This window comes from Pseudarthrobacter phenanthrenivorans Sphe3, from assembly GCF_000189535.1.
Taxonomy (GTDB): Bacteria; Actinomycetota; Actinomycetes; order Actinomycetales; family Micrococcaceae; genus Arthrobacter; species Arthrobacter phenanthrenivorans.
Genome location: NC_015145.1, coordinates 1,255,360 through 1,268,208 on the forward strand (window position 1 = coordinate 1,255,360; position 12,849 = coordinate 1,268,208).

At 65.6% G+C, this 12,849-nt stretch carries 13 protein-coding genes; 8 read left to right on the forward strand and 5 right to left on the reverse strand.

Annotated elements, in window-relative coordinates; all coding sequences use genetic code 11:
• Positions 1-35: 35 nt before the first annotated feature.
• Both galK and galT read right to left on the reverse strand, forming a co-directional pair.
• Positions 36-1,223: a galactokinase gene (galK, locus tag ASPHE3_RS05870; RefSeq protein WP_013600312.1), complete on the reverse strand. Its 1,188-nt coding sequence runs from the start codon at positions 1,221-1,223 to the stop codon at positions 36-38.
• Positions 1,220-2,374: a galactose-1-phosphate uridylyltransferase gene (gene galT, locus ASPHE3_RS05875; protein ID WP_013600313.1), complete on the reverse strand. Its 1,155-nt coding sequence runs from the start codon at positions 2,372-2,374 to the stop codon at positions 1,220-1,222. Before galT ends, galK begins: the two co-directional genes overlap by 4 nt.
• Before the next feature lie 99 nt (positions 2,375-2,473).
• Here galT and ASPHE3_RS05880 point away from each other — a divergent pair, with 99 nt between their 5' ends.
• Genes ASPHE3_RS05880 through ASPHE3_RS05895 form a run of 4 tightly spaced genes read left to right on the forward strand, consistent with a single transcriptional unit; the run spans position 2,474 to position 6,674 of the window.
• Positions 2,474-3,430 (forward strand): aldose 1-epimerase family protein, encoded by a 957-nt coding sequence (locus tag ASPHE3_RS05880; protein ID WP_013600314.1) that lies wholly within the window; start codon positions 2,474-2,476, stop codon positions 3,428-3,430.
• 39 nt (positions 3,431-3,469) lie between these two features.
• Entirely contained in the window at positions 3,470-4,804 is a 1,335-nt protein-coding gene (locus ASPHE3_RS05885; RefSeq protein WP_013600315.1) for an AI-2E family transporter, read from the forward strand.
• A 3-nt stretch (positions 4,805-4,807) separates the two neighbouring features.
• Positions 4,808-6,046: a threonine ammonia-lyase gene (gene ilvA / locus ASPHE3_RS05890; protein WP_013600316.1), complete on the forward strand. Its 1,239-nt coding sequence runs from the start codon at positions 4,808-4,810 to the stop codon at positions 6,044-6,046.
• 7 nt (positions 6,047-6,053) lie between these two features.
• Positions 6,054-6,674 carry a rhomboid family intramembrane serine protease gene (locus tag ASPHE3_RS05895; protein ID WP_013600317.1) on the forward strand — a complete coding sequence of 207 codons (621 nt, stop codon included), beginning with the start codon at positions 6,054-6,056 and terminating at the stop codon, positions 6,672-6,674.
• A gap of 97 nt (positions 6,675-6,771) precedes the next feature.
• Here ASPHE3_RS05895 and greA read toward each other — a convergent pair whose 3' ends face one another.
• The gene (gene greA, locus ASPHE3_RS05900; RefSeq protein WP_013600318.1) at positions 6,772-7,266 is read right to left on the reverse strand and encodes a transcription elongation factor GreA; all 495 of its coding nucleotides are present in this window, start codon (positions 7,264-7,266) and stop codon (positions 6,772-6,774) included.
• Positions 7,267-7,434: 168 nt separating this feature from the next.
• On the reverse strand, positions 7,435-7,782 hold the full coding sequence (locus tag ASPHE3_RS05905) for a DUF4307 domain-containing protein (RefSeq protein ID WP_013600319.1): 348 nt from the start codon (positions 7,780-7,782) through the stop codon (positions 7,435-7,437).
• A gap of 225 nt (positions 7,783-8,007) precedes the next feature.
• Between ASPHE3_RS05905 and mca the strand changes: the two genes are divergently transcribed.
• The gene (gene mca / locus ASPHE3_RS05910; RefSeq protein ID WP_013600320.1) at positions 8,008-8,913 is read left to right on the forward strand and encodes a mycothiol conjugate amidase Mca; all 906 of its coding nucleotides are present in this window, start codon (positions 8,008-8,010) and stop codon (positions 8,911-8,913) included.
• A gap of 101 nt (positions 8,914-9,014) precedes the next feature.
• Positions 9,015-9,362, forward strand: coding sequence for a hypothetical protein (locus ASPHE3_RS05915; RefSeq protein ID WP_013600321.1), 348 nt, complete (start codon positions 9,015-9,017; stop codon positions 9,360-9,362).
• A 44-nt stretch (positions 9,363-9,406) separates the two neighbouring features.
• Here ASPHE3_RS05915 and trhA read toward each other — a convergent pair whose 3' ends face one another.
• Positions 9,407-10,069 (reverse strand): PAQR family membrane homeostasis protein TrhA, encoded by a 663-nt coding sequence (gene trhA, locus ASPHE3_RS05920; protein ID WP_013600322.1) that lies wholly within the window; start codon positions 10,067-10,069, stop codon positions 9,407-9,409.
• Positions 10,070-10,344: 275 nt separating this feature from the next.
• Between trhA and ASPHE3_RS05925 the strand changes: the two genes are divergently transcribed.
• Together ASPHE3_RS05925 and ASPHE3_RS05930 are read left to right on the forward strand one after the other, a co-directional pair.
• Positions 10,345-11,106 carry an isoprenyl transferase gene (locus tag ASPHE3_RS05925; protein WP_041652630.1) on the forward strand — a complete coding sequence of 254 codons (762 nt, stop codon included), beginning with the start codon at positions 10,345-10,347 and terminating at the stop codon, positions 11,104-11,106.
• 240 nt (positions 11,107-11,346) lie between these two features.
• On the forward strand, positions 11,347-12,765 hold the full coding sequence (locus tag ASPHE3_RS05930) for a PhoH family protein (RefSeq protein ID WP_013600324.1): 1,419 nt from the start codon (positions 11,347-11,349) through the stop codon (positions 12,763-12,765).
• The last annotated feature ends 84 nt before the right edge of the window (positions 12,766-12,849 follow it).

Below are 12,849 nucleotides of genomic sequence, written 5' to 3' on the forward strand. Positions count from 1 at the left end.
AACTTTTTTTGCCACTCAACTTTTTGCCAGGGGCGTTAGGCGATCCGCCTGGCACCTGCTGCGGGCGACACCGTGAAAATGTCCGGCACTTTGTAGCCTGCGTCCGCAAATGCCTTGACGACGGCGTCGCGCACCGCTTGTTCCAAGGCCACCGGAGTGAGGGCAACAGCCGCCCCGCCGAACCCGCCGCCAGTCATCCGGGCGCCGATGGCGCCGCTGGCACGCGAGGTGTCGACTGCCAGGTCCAGCTCTGCGCAGGAGATCTCGAAGTCATCGCGCATGGAAGCGTGGCTTGCGTCCAGGAGGGACCCGATGGCACCGGGGCCCTCGCTTTCCAGAAGTTCCACAGTGCGGAGCACGCGGTCGTTCTCGGTGACCACATGGCGCACGCGGCGGAACGTGACTTCATCCAGGAGGCCGCTGGCTTCCGCCAGGTCACCCACCTGCACGTCCCGAAGCGCCTTGACCCCCAGCACCTCTGCACCGAGCTCACAGGATGCCCGCCGGGAGGCGTAGCCGCCGTCGGCGTGCGAGTGCGACACCTTGGTGTCGATCACGAGCATCACCAGGTCCGCCGGCTGTGTCTCGAAGGGAACGAGCCGGGCGTTCTGGTCGCGGCAGTCCAGGAAAACGGCGTGGCCTTCAGAACCGCGCAGGGACGCGGACTGGTCCATGATGCCGGTGGGCGCGCCAACGAACTCGTTCTCCGCACGCTGGGTGGCCAGGACCATGTCCTGGGCTTCCAGCCCTGCTCCGGTCAGCTCGTTCAACGCCGAGATGACAGCGCATTCAATGGCGTGGGACGAGGACAGGCCGGCTCCCAGGGGTACGTCGGAGTCCAGCAGGAGGTCGATGCCGGGAACCTCAATGCCGCGTTGCTGCAGCGCCCACATTACGCCCAGCGGGTACTTCGTCCAGCCTTTGGCCGAGCCGGGCTGCAGGGAATCCAGTCTTGCGTTCACTACGCCCTGGTCCCCGTAGGTGGAGAGCAGCCTTACGGTGGAGTCGGGGCGGACCCGGACGGCCACCCGCGCCGTCCTGTCAATGGCGAAGGGCAGGACGAACCCTTCGTTGTAGTCCGTGTGCTCGCCAATGAGGTTTACCCGGCCCGGCGCCTGCCAGATGCCCTCCGGAGTGCCGCCGAACTCCCGGGCAAAGCGGGCAGCGAGCTCCCCGGTTCCTGCCGGCGCAGGGCTGGCCAGGTTCTGCGGTGCGGTATTCAAGCGCGTGCTCCTTCAGGCATGGCCGCCAGCGCGGCGCGGGAGGTGGAAGACGGAACGGCGACCGTGCGCAGGCGCTCGGCCACGCTTTCCGGGGTGGTGTCATTGATGAAGGCGCCCATGGCTGCCTCCGATCCGGCAAGGTACTTCAGCTTATCGGCCGCCCGCCGCGGAGACGTCAGCTGCAGGTGCAGGTAACCGGAAGGCCGCAGGGCCGCATCCAGCGGAGCCTGGTGCCAGGCGGAGATGTACGGGGTGGGAGTGGGGTAGAGCGCGTCCATACGCTTGAGCAGGTCAAGGTAAACGGTGGCGAGCTCATCCTTTTCCTGACCGTTCAGCGCGGCGAGGTCCGGCACGTGGCGGTGGGGCACCAGGTGGATCTCCAGCGGCCAGCGCGCCGCAAAGGGAACATAGGCGCTGAAGTGCTCACCTTCCAGGACCATCCTGCTGCCATCTTCCCGTTCAGCCCTGAGCAGCGATCCGGTCAGGGTATCGCGGCCGTCGTGGGCGTCATGGAACTTGCTTGCTGCAGCACCCATAACTCCTGCACGGGGCGTGACGTAGGGGTAGGCGTAGATCTGCCCGTGCGGATGGTGGAGTGTGACACCGATGTCCGCACCACGGTTTTCGAACGGGAAGACCTGCTTGATGCCGGGAAGGGCGCTCAGCGCCTCCGTCCGGTGCGCCCAGGCCTCGATGACCGTGCGCGCCCTGGCTTCCCCCAATTCGCTGAAGGAGCCGGTGTGCGAGGGGGTGAACGCCACAACCTCGCAGCGCCCATAGGCCGGTCCCTTGGTTCCCCAGGAGGCTTCAGCGGGCACCGGACCAAGCGCGGGTCCGAGTGACGGGAAGCGGTTCTCGAAGACCACCACGTCGTAGTCGGCGGCGGGGATCTCGGAGGGGTTGCTGTCGGTGGTGGGGCAGATGGGGCACTGGTCCGCCGGCGGAAGGTGCGTCCTGGCCTGGCGGTGCGCTGCCACGGCCACCCATTCATCAGTCAGTGCGTCATAACGGACCTCGCCGGGCTCACCCCTTGGCGGCAGGGCCCGGTGGTCGGTAGTAAGTTCGGCGGTGCGCATTTTGGGGGACGCTGCATCGTCGAAGTAGATCAGCTCCCTGCCGTCGGAGAGTCTGGTGCTGGTGATACCTGTCATGGGAAAAGGATGACATACTCGATCAAAAAAGAATAGTTAACAACAAAAGCGCACATTGGGCCGGTGCCGTCCACAGGTGTCCGAGGTACCGTAATCCTCATGACTTCCAGTACCGCCCCCGAACAACATTCCTCTGCCACCCTTCGCTGCGCCACCGGCCGGCAGTACGAGCTCCGCCGTGGGGATGCCCGGGCCGTGGTCACCGAGCTGGCCGCCGGACTCCGCTCCTACACGAGGGGGAGAACCCTCCTGACGGAAACGTACGGTGATGACCGGATTGCGCCGGGTGCGGCAGGCATTACCCTGGCGCCGTGGGCCAACCGGGTGGAGGACGGCATCTGGTTCCTCGACGGCAGGAAGCAGCAGCTGGACATCACCGAAGTGCCCCGGAATAACGCCAGCCATGGCCTGCTCCGTAACTCCGCCTATGCCCTGGTGGACCAGGCGGAACACTCGGTGACGCTGGAGGCCACCATCTTTCCCCAGCACGGCTACCCCTTCCTGGTGCGCCACCGGGTCCAGTACCTCCTCGACGGCGACCTTGGGCTTGTTGTGCGGCAAACCCTGACGAACGACGCCAATGAACCTGCGCCGTTCGTCCTGGGCGCCCACCCTTACCTGCGGCTGGGCGACGTGCCTGTCGAAGAGCTGGTGCTCACCGTGGCGGCCGGTACCCAGCTCATTGCAGACGAGCGCCTGATTCCCCGCAGCTCCGCTCCCGTGGAGGGGGACACGGATTTCAGGGGAGGCCGGAATATTGCCGCGCTCAGCGTGGACGTCGCCCTTACGGATCTGGAGTTCAGCGGAGGAAAAGCGCGCCACACACTGGCTGGTCCCGACGGCAGCCATGTCAGCCTGTGGCAGGACGAGTCCTGCCGCTACGTCCACGTTTTCGTGAGCACCGAGTACCCGGGCCGAAAGCGCGCCCTTGCCGTTGAACCGATGACCGGGCCGGCGAACGCCTTCAACTCCGGTGAGGGGCTCCGCTGGCTGCCGCCGGGCGGGTCCTTCACCATCGAATGGGGGATCGACTACAGCCCCGGAGCTGGAGGGTAGCGGTTTCGCAATAAGCCGCTGCTGGGGAAGTATTGGGCTATGACGCCAGCAGAGGATGCCGTTACTTCCACCTGCCCTTCGCCGGGCCCGCAACTGCCTGTTTCCGGCCAGCCCGTGCGCATCCCTGCGGACCGCGAACTGGACCGGGACATCCCTTACGGCATTCGGATTGCGGCGTCCTGGGCCTGGCGCCTGGGACTTATCCTCTTGGTAGGCGGAGCCCTGGTCTGGCTGCTGAGCAAAATCAGCTTCCTCATCATCCCGGTCATGGTCGCAGCACTTCTCGCCGGGCTCCTGAACCCCGTAGTGGGATGGCTGAAGCGCTACAGGCTGCCGTCCGGGCTGGCGGTTGCCGTCACAGTGGTGGGCTTCATCGGCCTGATCGCCGGCTCGCTGGCGCTCGTGGGCAGGCAACTGGTATCGGGGTTCGGGGAACTCTGGTCCGAGGCGCTCGCCGGCGTCAAGCAGATCCAGGACTGGCTGGCCGACGGGCCGCTGCACCTCACCGCAGCCCAGATGGACCAGTACCTGAAGGAAGCAACCACCGCCCTGCAGGACAACACCAGCAGTATCGTCAGCGGAGCGCTGTCCTTCGGCAGCACCGCCGGCCACTTTGCCGCCGGCCTCATCCTTGCGCTGTTCATCCTGATTTTCTTCCTCCTCGAGGGGGACAGGATCTGGGCCTTCCTTGTGCGGCTGCTGCCCCGTAAGGCCAGGGCCGCGGCGTTCGGTGCCGGACGCAAGGGCTGGACGTCCATGGTCAGCTACGCACGGATCCAGATGTTCGTGGCATTCGTGGACGCCGTGGGGATCGGCGCCGGCGCTGCCATCATCGGGGTTCCCCTCGCGCTTCCGCTGAGCGTGCTCGTCTTCATCGGTTCCTTCATCCCGATTGTTGGTGCGCTCGTCACCGGGGCCATCGCGGTCCTGCTTGCCCTCGTGGCCAACGGACCCATCAACGCCCTGATCATGCTTGGCATCGTGCTGCTCGTCCAGCAGCTCGAGAGCCACATCCTGCAGCCGCTGGTCATGGGCAAAGCCGTGGCCTTGCATCCGGTGGCAGTCATTCTGTCGGTGGCCGCCGGATCCTACCTGGCCGGCATCCCGGGTGCGCTGTTCTCGGTGCCCATCCTCGCCGTCGCAAACTCGGCTGTTCGCTACATTGCCGCCAGAACGTGGGAACATGAACAGGTGCCGGCTTTGACCGGAGAGCCACTGACGGCAGGCGCGCCCGCGGACCACACCATCCGGGATGTCCCTCCGCCGGCAGGACTCAAACGCGGCAAGGGAGCCGCCGCCGGCACAACAGCAGAACATCCTGATGCCCCTCCCGCCGCGGAGCCGGGTGCCGGGGCCGAATCCAGAGGAGAATAGTCCGTGAACATCCTTGAAACCCTTCCCGTCACGCTGGACGATGTCCTGGAGGCGCAGAAGCTGCTCGACGGGATTATTGCGCGTACTCCGGTGGAATCATCGCGCGCCCTGGGGGCCATGGTTGGCGGGGAGGTCTACTTCAAGTGTGAAAACCTCCAGCGGGCGGGCTCGTTCAAGGTCCGGGGTGCATACGTCCGCATGGCACGGCTTTCCCCTGAAGAGAAGAAGCGGGGTGTCGTAGCGGCCTCTGCCGGCAACCATGCCCAAGGCGTAGCCGTTGCCGCCAAGAGCCTGGGCATCAAGGCCCGGATCTATATGCCGCTGGGCGTTGCGCTGCCCAAGCTGGCGGCTACCCGCAGCCACGGCGCCGAAGTTATCCTCCACGGCCACAACGTGGACGAGGCACTCGCCGAAGCCCAGCGCTACAGCAATGAAACGGGAACGGTCTTCGTCCATCCCTTCGACAACGTGGACGTGGTGGCCGGCCAGGGCACGCTGGGCCTGGAAATCCTCGAACAGGTCCCGAACGTGGACACCATTCTGATGGGTGTGGGCGGCGGCGGGCTCCTGGCAGGGGTGGCGGTCGCCGTCAAGGCCAGGGCCAAGGAGCTGGGGCGCGAGATCCGCATCATCGGCGTCCAGGCGGAGAATGCGGCCGCGTACCCGCCGTCCCTCGCAGCTGACGCGCTGGTGCCCCTGAAGAAGGTGTCCACCATGGCGGACGGCATCGCCGTCGGCCGTCCCGGCCAGCTGCCGTTCAGCATCATCCGCGAACTGGTGGACGATGTGGTGACTGTCAGCGAAGACTCGCTGGCCCGGGCGCTGATCTTCCTGCTGGAGCGGGCCAAGATGGTGGTGGAGCCGGCCGGTGCCGTGGGCGTCGCCGCCTTGATGGACGGCAAGATCGAGAATCCGGGAACTACGGTGGCGGTCCTGTCCGGCGGCAATATCGACCCCATGCTCATGCTCAAGGTCATCCAGCGGGGCCTCTCCGCCGCCGGACGCTACATGACGGTCCGCATGATGCTTGATGACCGGCCGGGCTCGCTGGCCACCATCGCAAGGATCATTGCCGAGAACGATGCGAACGTCACCGGCCTCGACCACACCCGCGTGGGTGGCTCGATCAGCATGGGCGACGTCTCCATCACCGTGAACCTGGAAACCAAGGGCCACCAGCACGGCGAGCAGGTGCTCAGTGCCCTGCGGGCCGAAGGCTTCCAACCGATTGTGGTGCATTAGGAGACCCATGGCCGGACTGACGGGTAACGGGAGCTACGGGCAACGCCGGACTACGGCTGCCCGGGCAAAAGGCGGCCTGCTGGTGCTTGGCACCTTCGTGGTCCTCCTCTTCGTCATCGAACTGTTCAACATGGTGATGCTGCGCTCGCTCAACCTGACGTTCGGCTTGCGGCCCAGGAGCGCGGACGGGTTGCTGGACATCTTTACCTTCCCGCTCCTGCATGCGAACCTGAACCACCTCCTGTCCAACAGCCTGCCCCTGATCATCTTCGGCTTCCTGGTGTTCCTCTCGGGGGTCCGGGTCTTCCTGACTGCACTGGCCTTCAGCTGGCTTGGCTCCGGCCTCACAGTATGGCTGATTGGCGACGCCGGGGTGACGGTAGGTGCCTCGGGCCTGGTTTTCGGGTTGTTTTCGTTCCTCCTGGTCAGGGGATTCATCAACCGCAGCTGGCGGCAGATCCTCCTGGCGGTCGTCCTCTTCATGGGCTACGGGAGCATCCTGCTGGGTATTCTCCCGATCGTGGCAGGCTACGTCTCTTGGCAGGCCCACCTGGGCGGCGCCGCCGGGGGAGTGGTGGCGGCACTGCTGCTGCGCCACCGCCGCAGGGTTGCGGACTCCGCCTTCTAGGGTTTCCGGCAGTTCAGGGCGGAAGCCCAGGGAGAAAGTTAAAGTCAAAGGCCGGCCGTCCCTTCCGGGACGGCCGGCCTTTGAGTACCTGTGGAGGCTAGGCGGCGTAGGGCTTGGCGGACAGGATCTCCACCTTGATGTCCTTGCCGTTCGGGGCCGTGTAGCTCAGCGACTCGCCTTCCTTGTGCCCCAGGATGGCGGCACCCAGCGGGGACTTCTCGCTGAAGACGTCCAGGTCGGAGTCGCCGGCAATTTCGCGGGAACCGAGCAGGAACGTCTCTTCGTCTCCGGCAATCCTGGCCACGACGATCATGCCGGGTTCAACGATTCCGTCGTCGGCCGGGGCCTCGCCCACGTGGGCGTCGCGGAGCAGGACGGTCAGCTGGCGGATGCGGGCCTCAATCTTGCCCTGCTCCTCCTTGGCGGCGTGGTAGCCGCCGTTCTCCTTGAGGTCGCCCTCCTGCCGGGCCTGGTCAATCTTCTGGACGATCTCTGCCCGGCCAGGGCCGGAAAGGTGGTCCAGCTCTGCCTTCAGGCGGTCAAAAGCTTCCTGGGTGAGCCAGGCTGCAGCTGCGCTGTTGGTGGTAGACACGGACTTCTCCTCTAGTGGTCCTACATGCAAAAGACCCCGCCACGGTGGCCACTTGTGGAACAGTAACCAGCTCAGCGGGGTAAAGGTATTGCTCTATTGTAGTCAATCCCTTGGAGTTAACCCAACAAGGAAGCGGTGCACGTCACATGCTTTTATCCCCGCAACCGTCTATGTGCTTGCCGCCCAGCAGCTGTCCACGACGGCGGAAACGGAAAGCGACTCGGTGCGAACGGCCACCCGCTGCGCAACGGTCCGCCCGCCGTCGGCCGTTCCGTTGTCGTCCTCGGGTGGGATGTCAACGACCTTCCACCCCACAACCGCGAACTTTGAATCCAGTGCCTTCACCGCACACTTGACAGCGGTTCCGGGCTCGCGGGTCACCTGGAAGTCCACCTCCGCGAGCGTGGCGTCCGTGGTGCTGTAGCCGACGTCCTTGAATGAGACGTCGTTCAGTGACTGGGACGTGGAGACCCACGCCAGGAACGCAATACCTGCAGCCAGCGCGGCGCCTCCCATGATCCGTTTGGCACCTGGCTTCAGCCTGCGCTTTTTGGCACCATAGCGATTGGCTAGGCTAGTGTATGCGGGCGCGGGTTGGGCCGGCTGGTCCGGGGAAGTCACCAGACCAGTTTAGTGCCCTTTCCGGCAGCGGCTGTTGACAGCAGTCCCGGTGTTCCGCCCCGCCCCTACGATCCGTCCGGCAGCCCCTGGCAGCAGAAAAGAATAAGGAGCCGTCCTTCGATGACAGCGTCCAGCAACTCCCCGGCGCCGCTGCGGCTGCTCGCGGTCCATGCCCACCCGGACGACGAGTCCAGCAAGGGCGCTGCGACGATGGCCAAGTACGCGGCCTCGGGCGTGGACGTCCTGGTGGCCACCTGCACTGACGGTTCCCGGGGCGACATCCAGAACCCGGCCGTCGAGGACGAGCCGCACCCCAAGCGGGACATGGCCGGTGCACGGCGCCTGGAGATGGAACGGGCAGCGGCAATCCTCGGTGTCCGTCAGCGTTGGCTGGGTTTCGTGGACTCCGGCCTTCCGGAGGGAGACCCGCTTCCGCCGCTTCCTGCCGGGTCCTTCGCCACTTTGCCCCTGCACCAGGCGGCGGCGCCCCTGGTGCGGCTGGTCAGGTCCTTCAAGCCGCACGTAATCCTGAGTTACGACGAAAACGGCGGCTACCCCCACCCGGACCACATCATGGCCCACCGGGTGGCGGTGGAGGCCTTCGAAGCCGCCGGCGACGCTTCGCGTTATCCGGATGCGGGCGAGCCATGGGAACCGAGCAAGCTGTACTACGACAGGGCATTCAGCCCGGAGCGGTTCCGGGCATTACATTTTGCCCTCGAGGAGGCCGGCCTCCAGTCCCCGTACGCCGAGCGGCTCGCCGCCTGGCTCGAATCCGACGCCGAAGGCCACACGCCGCCTCCGGCCACCCACCCCACCACCACCCAGGTGGACTGCGGCGATTTCTTTGAGGTGCGCGACGACGCGCTCCGCGCCCACCGGACGCAGGTGGACCCCCTGGGGTTCTTCTTCGCTGTTTCGCCGGAGATGCAGCGGCGCGCCTGGCCTTGGGAGGACTACTCCCTGATCCGCTCCCGGGTTCCTTCCGAGCTCCCCGAGCGGGATCTGTTCGCAGGGCTAAGATAGAGGCAGCCCGCAATTTCTATGCCGTGTAGAAGATAGCGGCTTCCTGCCGCGGCTGCTTTTCCACGGCCGCTGCCACCCGCACCACAGAAGGTAACCAAACCGTGCATCATCTGCTCCTCAGCCTGGCCACCACTCCCACGCCGCTGCCCACGCCAACGCTGCGGGAAGGGATTTCGGAGGACCAGGTAACCCCGGGCCTGCTGGGGTTCATCATGACGGCATTCTTCGTCGTGGCAACCGCCCTGCTGATCGTGGACATGGTCCGGCGCATCCGCCGGGTGCGCTACCGCGCGCAGGTGGAGGAGGACCGCCTTGCCGCCGCGGCTGCTGCTGACGTGGAAGCGGCAGAGGCCGCTGATGCCGGGACGGCCGGCCAGCCGCAGGACGGTTCAGGCCAGGGACAGTCCGACGACGGGGCGGAGCCTGGCACGGGCGGTCGGCGGCACTGACCGCGCAGGCCGCTGCCCGCCGCTTGTCGCCGGAAGCGCCCTGATCAGCCGAGGACTGCCATGGCGATGGCCGTGAAGTGCGCCGCGAAGGCCACCACGGTCAGGGCATGGAACAGTTCATGGAACCCGAAGTGGTGGTAGCTGAAGTTGGGCTTCTTCAGCGCATAAAAGACTGCGCCGGTGATGTAGAGGATTCCGCCCACGCAGATCAGGACTGCGGCGGAAACGCTTGCCTGGAAGAACTGGGGCAGATAGAAGAGCGCCCCGCATCCCAGGGCGATGTAGATGGGCACGTAGAGCCAGCGCGGCGCGTCTGTCCAGAGCAGCCGGAACAGCACGCCGAGGATCGCCCCGGACCAAATGACCCACAGGAGCAGGACGGCCTGGGGCCGCTCCAGGAGTGTCCAGGCCAGGGGAGTGTAGCTGCCGGCGATCACCAGCATGATGTTTGTATGGTCCAGTCGCTTGAGGACGATCTTGACCCGCGGAGACCAGTTGCCCCGGTGGTAGACCGCACTGATCCCGAACAGAAGGACGCCGGTGGCAGCGTAAATAGCCGAGGTGATCTTCCGGTCGAGGGTGGGCGCCAGGGCAACCAGGACAATTCCAGCCACGAGGGCCAGGGGAGCGGTGACCGTATGGATCCAGCCCCGCCACTTCGGCTTGATCATCAGCAGCTCGGCCAGGCGCACGGCGGCCTCGTTCATGGCGTTCGCTCCGGAACCGCCGTCCTTGCTGATGCTGTCCTGTGGCTGTGGCTGTGGCTGTGGCTGTGGCTGTGGCTGTGGCTGTGGCTGCGGCGTCCGCGGGGCGTCCGGGGTGTCGCTGTTCATGCTCCCAGAATAACTTACGCACCGGTAAGTTACCGGCCGGTAGCAAGACGTCTGGCCCGCTGCATGACGGCCCGGGGGTCCGGTGCCGCTGCGGACGGTAGCCTAGGATGTGCAAGTACGGTCAGCAAGGAAGTCAGGTGAGTGAACGCGTGGAGTTGCCCGGGTTCCTCTATGGCTTTTACGAGCGCCGGCTGCTCAAGGACCTTGCCCGCGACAGTATCCCGCAGCACATCGGCGTGATGGTGGACGGAAACCGCCGGTGGGCCAAGCAGTTCAACGCCCCCACCAGCCAGGGCCACCAGGCTGGGGCGGATAAGATCCACGAGTTCCTTGGCTGGTGCCAGGAGCTTGGGGTCAAGGTGGTTACCTTGTACATGCTGTCCACGGACAACATGAACAGGTCCAGCGAGGAACTGGATCTCCTCATGGGCATCATCGCGAACACCCTGGACCGCCTGGACGAGGACGAGAACATCTCCGTGCACGCCATGGGCGCACCGGAACTTCTGCCGGATTACCTGGCGGACCGGCTCAACAAACTGACGGCCCGGACTCCGGTGACGGAGAACATCCATGTGAACGTAGCCGTGGGCTACGGGGGGCGCCGGGAAATCGTTGACGCGGTGCGCGAGCTCCTGCATGATGCGGTGGCCAGGGGCGCGGACATTTCCGCGCTGGCCGACGAACTCACCGTGGATGACATCTCCCGGTTCCTCTACACGCGCGGGCAGCCCGATCCGGACCTGGTGATCCGGACGTCCGGAGAACAGCGGCTCTCCGGATTCCTCATGTGGCAGAGCGCCTACAGCGAGTTCTACTTCTGCGAGGCCCTGTGGCCCGCCTTCCGCAAAGTGGACTTCCTGCGCGCCCTCCGGGATTACGCCGGGCGGCAGCGCCGCTTCGGCGCCTGACCTTCCGGGTTCACCCCGAGTTCACGCAGCCGCAACAGGAATCGCCGCGTAATGGTTGCGGAAATTACTTGGGGTGGATTTACGTTATATCCATCAGCAGGCAAAACCGCCGGCTGATCGGGGAGGCCAGTACATGGAGCGAAACATCGCACCGGTTGTATGGGAGGCCGGACCCGGCCTCGTGGCCGAGCCGCCTCACCACTAACAAATCCGGGTCTTGCGCCCGGGGCTGGAGTCGATGTGGCTACTTCTGAACAACTGCCCGAGGTCCTTTTCGACCAGGGACGGAAAGCTACCTCTCGCGCCACGCGAGCCACCTCACAAGCCGGTGCGGCAGCTGAAGCTGCGGCCGGTTTTGCTGTCTCCGGAAGGGAAGCCGACATTAACACCTTCGTCATCGACACCTCGGTCCTGCTGTCCGACCCCCGGGCGCTGCTCCGCTTTGCCGAACATGAAGTCATCGTTCCGGTCGTGGTCATCACGGAGCTGGAAGCCAAACGGCATGACCCCGAGCTCGGCTACTTCGCGCGGAAGGCACTTCGGCTCCTGGACGACCTTCGGGTCAAGCACGGCGGCCTCAACCAGCCCATCCCCATCGGCGACGACGGCGGCTCCCTGATGGTGGAGCTCAACCACATCTCCTCGGAGGTGCTGCCACTGGGTTTCCGCAGCGGGGACAACGACAGCCGGATCCTGGCCGTGGCCAAAAACCTGGCCAACGAGGGCCGGAACGTGACCGTGGTGTCCAAAGACCTGCCGATGCGGGTCAAGGCCTCGTCCATGGGACTCACGGCCGACGAGTACCGCAACGAACTGGTCAAGGACTCGGGCTGGACCGGCGTTGGCGAAGTCGAAGCCAGCGAGGAGGAAATCTCCACGCTGTATGGCCACGAGCCGGTCTTCATTCCCGCGGCGGCCGAGATGCCGGTCAACACCGGCCTGGTCCTGCTCTCCAACCGAGGTTCGGCCTTGGGCCGGGTGGGATCGGACAAGCAGGTCCGCCTGGTCAAGGGCGACCGTGACGTATTCGGCCTGCACGGACGATCCGCTGAGCAGCGGCTGGCCATCGACATGCTGATGGATCCCGCCGTCGGCATCGTTTCCATCGGCGGGCGCGCCGGCACCGGCAAGTCAGCCCTTGCCCTGTGCGCCGGCCTCGAAGCGGTTTTGGAGCGGCGGGAGCACCGCAAAGTGATTGTCTTCCGTCCCCTGTACGCGGTAGGGGGCCAGGAACTGGGCTACCTGCCCGGCTCCGAGTCCGAGAAAATGAACCCGTGGGCGCAGGCAGTTTTCGACACGCTTGGCGCGCTCGTCAGCCAGGAGGTAGTGGAAGAGGTCATGGACCGGGGCATGCTCGAGGTCATGCCCCTCACCCACATCCGCGGCCGCTCCCTCCATGACGCCTTCGTGATCGTTGACGAGGCCCAGTCGCTCGAGAAAAACGTCCTCCTGACCGTCATGAGCCGCATCGGCCAGAACTCGAAGATCGTCCTGACCCACGACGTCGCCCAGCGCGACAACCTCCGCGTCGGGCGCCACGACGGAATCGCCGCCGTCGTCGAAACCCTCAAGGGACACCCGCTCTTCGGCCACATCACCTTGACCCGCTCCGAAAGGTCCCCGATCGCAGCCCTTGTCACAGAACTGCTCGAAGGCTAGGCGGGGTGGCTGGAGGGCCGTGGTTCCGTTCGGCGGGCCACGGCCCTTCGCCGTCGCTTAGACACCTCCCGGCGCGCCGCTACG